We start from the raw sequence: 6651 nt of genomic DNA on the forward strand, positions 1-6651 counted from the left end.
AAAACTGTATGCGGATACGGTTGAATAAGCGTTCGATTAAAGGCTGCTTGATTTGAGGGTGATTTGTTCGAATAGAACGGAAAAACGCTTCCAGAGGCCCTGAAAAGCGTTTTTTGCTTCACTTTTCTTTCAAACAGGCTTTAATCGAACGCTTATTCAACCGTATCCGCATACAGTTTTATACTGCCCATAACAAACCTAGTATTGAATCAATTTATATACAATTTGGTAATTTAAGCCGGCAATTTACTACGGCATCCATCCAACCCCAGGCTCCCATGCAGATACTAAAAGATCTCGCCCGTACCCAGGCCCAGACGGTAGAATTGTTCACCCTTGATGCTGCAAAACTAGACCTTACCTATGCACCAGGAAAGTGGTCTGTACGTTATCTCTTGCACCACATGGCTGACGCAGAAACCGTGTTGTATGACCGAATCCGGCGAACCATTAGCAAACCGAATCAGGTTGTTTGGGGATTTGACCAGGATGCGTGGGCAGCAGCCCTCGACTACGACAACAAACCCCTTGCACTTTCCCAGGCGGTCTACACCGCTTGTCGGGCCGGCATCATGTACCTTGCCGAGCAGGCCTATGAATCACAGGGCAGCAGCACCATGGTACATAGCGGCGATGGCAAAAAAACGCTCAAAGATGTGTTTGACAAAGTAGTCTGGCATAACGAGGCCCATCTCAAACAAATCGAGCGTGCCCTCGCGGCCTGACGCATTTCACCCCCGGTGACGCTTGCGGTAATTGCCCGGCGTGCTACCAGCACATCGCTTGAACCAAAAGTAAAACGTCGACATCGATTCGAAGCCGGCTTCAAACGCAACCTGGGTGATCCCTTGATCAGTGCTGGCAAGCAAGTCTTGCGCGTGGTTGATTTTATGTTGCGCAATCAGTTCGCCAGGTGTCGTATTCAGTTGCGCCTGAACAACCGCGTACAACCGACCGACGCTAACATCAATTGCCGCCGCAAGCGTAGCTACATTTTGCATTGTGGTTGGCTTTGCAGCGAGTACTTGCACGATGGCCTGCGCCAGTTCATGCTCCCTGTTTACACCAGCATAAAATTCGTCTGGGCGGCATCGCTTGCAGGCGCGTAAGCCGGCCTGTTGCGCTGCCGCCTCGGTGAAAAAGAACGTCACATTTTCAGCTTTGGGCTTTCGGGCCGGGCACGACGGCAGGCAATAAATCCCGGTGGTACGCACTCCCGTTATAAATAACCCGTTGGCTGCAGCATCACAGTGCAGCATGCGTGTTAACATCTCCTCGCGGGTAAGCGCCTTACTCATTTCAATGCACAGTATTCATTTCTAAAAATGTGGGGTCAATTTCGGCCTCCGGCAAAGTACCTGTTTGCAGCATCTGCTCGGTACGCGCTTGCAGGTAACCAGCAAAGCCCAGTGCGAGGGCCGGCCCGGTGCTAATGCGGGCAGCTCCAACAGCAGCCAATGTTGCATGGGCCGGCGCTCCGCTCATTGCCATAATATTTAACGGTATTGCAACTTGCGCTGCTAATTGGCGCACGGTATCAATATCGGTTACCCCCGGCACGAACATACCATCTGCGCCAGCATCAGCATACAAAGCAGCTCGCATGGCTACAGCTTCGACTTTCTCCTCGGCCGAAAGCCCACTGTCAACCATATACACATCTGTCCTTGCATTTATAAACAGATCACACCCCATAGCAGTGGCCGCTGACCGAGCACGCGCAATGCGGTCTGCCTGGGCATCCGGGTTTCGCAACATCGTCCCGCCGGGCCCTTTTGCGTCTTCCAGGTTAATCCCGACAACGCCGGCATCAAGGACCATACGCACGGTTTGGGCGACATCCTCGGGAGTTTCAGCGCCATACCCTCGCTCAATGTCAGCGGATACCGGCAGGTTGGTAACGCGTACAATATTGCGCAGTACGTCGCAAAGAACCTCCCTGGTCAAGTGTCCGCCATCCGGCAACCCCAAACTCCACGAAATACCTGCGCTTGTAGTAGCCAGTGCACTTGCGCCGGCTTTCTCGACCATCCGGGCGCTAATCACATCCCAAATATTGGGGAGAACAAGCGGCGCTTCTTTATGAAGGCCACGAAATATATTTGCCTTTTCTTGCTGTTTCATATCACGGTTGTTTGATTTAACGATGCCAGAATAGGCAACTAAAAACCGTTTGTCTTCCGGGATTTTTCAATTGATTTTTTTATTCCCGCTCAGCTCTTCACAAAAAGCATAAACATATTTAGCACATATAGCGTATCTTTGCGCAGTCCCACATCAAATTTATTGGGAAGCCGGCATCTAAATCCCACTCCGGGCATACAAGCAGGCTCCCTTGATACGAACACGTGCGCAGTATGCCAGCGGCTGACACCCTCATTCCGTTTCCCGAAGCGCCTGAAGCAACACAGGCCTCAGAAGAAGATCGCGACAAAGCCCGCCACAGCATTGTCATTCGTGGTGCGCGGCAGCACAATCTTAAAAACCTGAATCTCGACTTACCCCGCAACAAGCTCATTGTATTCACGGGCCCCTCGGGATCGGGCAAATCGTCTCTGGCTTTCGACACCATTTATGCGGAAGGCCAACGGCGATACGTAGAAAGCCTCAGCGCTTATGCGCGACAGTTCCTGGAGCGGATGGACAAACCGGATCTCGACCTCATCACGGGGCTCGCGCCGGCCATTGCTATCGAGCAGAAGACGGTTTCCCGAAACCCGCGCTCAACCGTTGCCACCCAAACCGAGATTTACGACCACATGCGGCTGCTTTTTGCGCGCATTGGCAAAACCATCTCGCCGGTAAGCAACGAAGAAGTAACCAAAGACTCTCCCCGTTCTGTAGCAGATATCCTACAGGAAACGTTGGAAGACAAGACCCGCTTTTACGTTTGTTACCCGGTCCCGGAGCACAAGAAAACACCCCTAAAGAAGGAGTTGGAAATCCTTCAGCATCGCGGGTATTTCAGGCTCTTGCTGATGCCGACCGAGAAAAAGGCAAAAGCCGGCGCGCATGCTACCGTAATCGACCTGAATGAAAAGCCCCCCGAGAAAGTCCGTGCAGCGAGGGAACGGCTGTTTGTTCTTGTAGATCGACTTGCCATCAAACAAGGAGACGAAGTCACTGCATCCCGTATAGCTGACTCGGTAGAACAAGCCTTTCGCGAAGGCGGCGGTCGATGCATTATCCAGGTCCATGAAGGACAGCGACTGGAATTTAGTGAGTTCTTTGAGCGCGACGGCATGCGGTTCGAAGAGCCTTCTCCGCATCTGTTCTCGTTCAACAATCCACTCGGTGCCTGCCCGACTTGCCAGGGATTCAGCCGCGTTCAAGGTCTCGACGAAGACCTGATTATCCCAAACCCTGACCTCTCTATTCGGCAAGGCGCCATTGCGTCATTCCGGACGCAAAAATGGTCCAAGTATTTCACAGCACTGATCAAGGTGGCGATGGAAGAACGGATTGACATCGACTTACCCTTCCACAAGCTGCCTGAAAAGCATCGTGATATTGTATGGAATGGCAAAGGTGCGTATGGCGGCATCAACGGGCAGTTCAAGTACCTGGCGAGTCGGTCTTACAAAATGCACTACCGCATTTTCCAGGCGCGCTACAGGGGATACCAGCAATGTCCGGACTGTAACGGCCATCGGCTGAAGCCGGCTGCGCTTTATGTAAAAGTAGCCGGTCACCACATTGGTGAGTTGTGCGAACTGACCACGCGAGACGCACAGACGTTTTTCGACAACCTCAACCTGACCGAACACGAAGAAGCGGTTGCCGACCGCGTACTGGAGGAAATCCAGAAACGCCTCAAGTATCTCGTTGAGGTAGGCCTCGATTACCTGACCCTAGACCGACTCTCGCACACCTTGTCCGGGGGCGAAAGCCAGCGCATCAACCTCGCTACTTCGCTGGGTTCGTCGCTTGTTGGCTCGCTTTACGTGTTAGACGAGCCATCCATTGGCCTGCATCCGCGCGACACGGACCGCCTCATAAAAATCCTGGAGCACTTGCGCGACATCGGCAACACCGTGATCGTTGTTGAGCACGAAGCCGAAATGATGCGCCGGGCAGACCAGATCCTTGACCTGGGCCCGGGTTCAGGGGTGCATGGCGGTGACCTGATTTTCCAGGGGACCTACAAAAAGATATTAAAGGACAAAGCTTCGCTGACCGGCAACTATCTCAGTGGCAAAAAGGAAATCCCGCTGCCAGAGCGCCGGCGACCTGTAGAGGAAGAATTTCAAATCCAGGTACACAACGCACGGCAGCACAACCTGAAGCGCCTCGAGGCAACCTTCCCACTCGGCGTAGTTGTTTGCGTAACAGGGGTCAGCGGATCGGGTAAATCAACCCTCGTACACGACACCCTGTACAACGGCATGCGCCGCATCAAAGGCCTCCACGACGGGGAGTCAGGCATCGGCAAAAACGATGGCATTTCGGGGCACCACCTTGTACAGCAAATTGAGATGGTGGACCAAACGCCAATTGGCCGGTCTCCCCGCTCAAATCCGGTCACGTATGTAAAAGCCTTCGGGCCTATTCGCGAACTGCTTGCATCCACCCACCAGGCCAAAATACGGGGCCTTCGGCCAGGGTACTTCTCATTCAATGTACCCGGGGGACGCTGCGAAACATGTCAGGGTGAAGGGGTTGTCAAAATTGAAATGCAGTTCCTCGCCGACCTGTACCTGGAATGCGAAGCTTGCAAAGGGAAACGCTACAAACAGGAAGCCCTGGATGTGCGGTTTATGGGTAAAAATGTGCACGATATTTTGCAGATGACTGTCCAGGAAGCAACCGCTTTTTTTGAGGGGCACCGCAGCATTACCCGCAAACTATCAGTACTCGACGAAATTGGCCTCGGCTACCTGAGTTTGGGCCAGCCTTCCAACACCCTTTCAGGCGGCGAGGCCCAGCGCATCAAACTGGCAGCACACCTCAGCAAAAAATCAACAGACAAGACCCTTTACCTGTTCGACGAGCCCACAACAGGGCTCCACTTTGATGACATTCGCAAACTGATGGGCGCCTTTGAAGCCCTCGTCGAAAAAGGCCATTCAGTCATCATTATCGAGCACAACCTGGACGTGATCAAGTGCGCGGACTGGTTGATTGAATTGGGACCTGAAGGCGGAATCCGAGGTGGATTTATTGTAGCCGAGGGCACGCCGGAGGATCTTGCGGTTAACAAGGAGAGCGTGACTGGCAAATTCTTGAAGCCGCTGCTTAAGGAGTAGTTATAGGTACTTCAAGCTTCGATTAGATTTCAGTGCACAGAAGAAATGCCACGAGTGTCAAATAAGCGCTGTAAGATGATAGGTATCGAAAATTGTGATTAGTTTATAGACTTATGGACCCAACTCCAATCAAGACGATAAGTGACCTCATAGACCAACTCAAAAAAGACTCATCTGGATTTGAAGGTCCAATCTGGTATAGAGGTCAAGCTAACCATGCCTGGAATTTGGAACCTCGCTATATGAGGATAAAAGAACGTCCACCTGAGACTTACTTTATTAACAAGTTTAAGCAAGACGCGAGCATTATCCTAGGCCACCAGCCCAAAAGTGAATTTGACTGGTTGTTTTTAATGCAGCACTATGGAGTTGCAACCCGATTGCTGGATTGGTCTGAAAGTCCTTTGGTTGCTCTTTTCTTTGCCTTGGGGAATTCAGATGTGGATGGAAGTTTATGGGTGCTTTATCCGACAAATTTAAATAAGATGAGCAACTATGAGCCTGAATTTACTCACGAGATTCCATCGTTCGAAGATGTTTATTTAGAGAACTACAAACCCAGCACAATAGTGGGTGAGAAGAAATCTAACTTGCTTCCAATGGCGGCCATTGCTCCAAGGAATAGTAGTCGAATGCAAGCGCAGCAAGGTGTATTTACCATAAGTCATAGAAATAACATTTTCATAAATGAAGCTGGACCTGAAGGTGTCAAAAAGAATCACGCTTGGAGATACATGATTCCTAAAGAATGTAAAGATCAATTCATGCAAGAATTGAGACTCCTTGGATATAATAGATTTCAGCTTTTCCCTGAACTTGAAAGCATTGCAGATAGCCTTTAGGAAGATGATTCATACTTATCCCATGCAAAATAGCACTATACTTCGAGTCAACTCTGAACGAGATGATATAGATGTTAACCCATACTATCAGAGAAAAGGGGAAGTATGGACATTACAAAAAAAACAATTATTAATTGATTCAATCATCAATGATTATGATATACCCAAACTGTATTTTCATAAGCTCAATGGTAATCACACAAGTGGTGGGAATTTTGATTTTTCAATAATTGATGGAAAACAGAGATTAGAGGCGATCTGGGGGTTTATAGACGGACGGTTTAGTATATCAGATGATTTTGTTTACCTTGCAGATAAAGCGATAGATGCTAAAGGTATGACTTATTCTGAGTTAGCTAGTAGATATCCTAAAATAAAAATTCGCTTCGATTCCTATATACTTCCAATAATATTAGTAGAGACTGATGATATTGATTTAATTGAGGATATGTTTTCTCGATTAAATGAGGCTGTACCACTTAATGCGGCAGAGAAAAGAAATGCTTTAGGTGGACCAATGGCGAAAGCTATACGGCAGGTTGCCGATACTTCTTTTTTCAAGA

6 protein-coding genes are annotated in these 6651 nt (G+C 49.7%); 4 read left to right on the top strand and 2 right to left on the bottom strand.

The window, feature by feature from the left end:
- The first annotated feature begins 278 nt into the window (after positions 1–278).
- Positions 279–725, top strand: a complete 447-nt coding sequence (locus AAF564_25090; protein MEM8488845.1) for a DinB family protein — start codon at positions 279–281, stop codon at positions 723–725.
- Positions 726–731: 6 nt separating this feature from the next.
- Here AAF564_25090 and AAF564_25095 read toward each other — a convergent pair whose 3' ends face one another.
- Positions 732–1298 (bottom strand): Ada metal-binding domain-containing protein, encoded by a 567-nt coding sequence (locus tag AAF564_25095; GenBank protein MEM8488846.1) that lies wholly within the window; start codon positions 1296–1298, stop codon positions 732–734.
- Between the two features lies 1 nt (position 1299).
- Complete coding sequence (locus tag AAF564_25100) at positions 1300–2124, bottom strand: isocitrate lyase/phosphoenolpyruvate mutase family protein (protein MEM8488847.1); 825 nt, start codon at positions 2122–2124, stop codon at positions 1300–1302.
- Between the two features lie 233 nt (positions 2125–2357).
- Between AAF564_25100 and uvrA the strand changes: the two genes are divergently transcribed.
- The 3 genes from uvrA to AAF564_25115 all read left to right on the top strand — a co-directional run.
- Positions 2358–5246, top strand: a complete 2889-nt coding sequence (uvrA, locus tag AAF564_25105) for an excinuclease ABC subunit UvrA (GenBank protein ID MEM8488848.1) — start codon at positions 2358–2360, stop codon at positions 5244–5246.
- Between the two features lie 113 nt (positions 5247–5359).
- Positions 5360–6088 (top strand): FRG domain-containing protein, encoded by a 729-nt coding sequence (locus AAF564_25110; protein ID MEM8488849.1) that lies wholly within the window; start codon positions 5360–5362, stop codon positions 6086–6088.
- Between the two features lie 22 nt (positions 6089–6110).
- On the top strand, positions 6111–6651 hold a 541-nt coding region (locus AAF564_25115), incomplete at its 3' end, for a DUF262 domain-containing protein (GenBank protein MEM8488850.1).

It is taken from the genome of Bacteroidota bacterium, from assembly GCA_039111535.1.
In the GTDB taxonomy this organism is placed as follows: Bacteria; Bacteroidota; Rhodothermia; order Rhodothermales; family JAHQVL01; genus JBCCIM01.

What these genes read in the sequence shown, in the direction of transcription:
- AAF564_25100 (MEM8488847.1), bottom strand. Translation starts at nt 2,124, where the DNA reads ATGAAACAGCAAGAAAAGGCAAATATATTTCGTGGCCTTCATAAAGAA.
- AAF564_25090 (MEM8488845.1), top strand. Translation starts at nt 279, where the DNA reads ATGCAGATACTAAAAGATCTCGCCCGTACCCAGGCCCAGACGGTAGAA.
- AAF564_25095 (MEM8488846.1), bottom strand. Translation starts at nt 1,298, where the DNA reads ATGAGTAAGGCGCTTACCCGCGAGGAGATGTTAACACGCATGCTGCAC.
- uvrA (MEM8488848.1), top strand. Translation starts at nt 2,358, where the DNA reads ATGCCAGCGGCTGACACCCTCATTCCGTTTCCCGAAGCGCCTGAAGCA.
- AAF564_25110 (MEM8488849.1), top strand. Translation starts at nt 5,360, where the DNA reads ATGGACCCAACTCCAATCAAGACGATAAGTGACCTCATAGACCAACTC.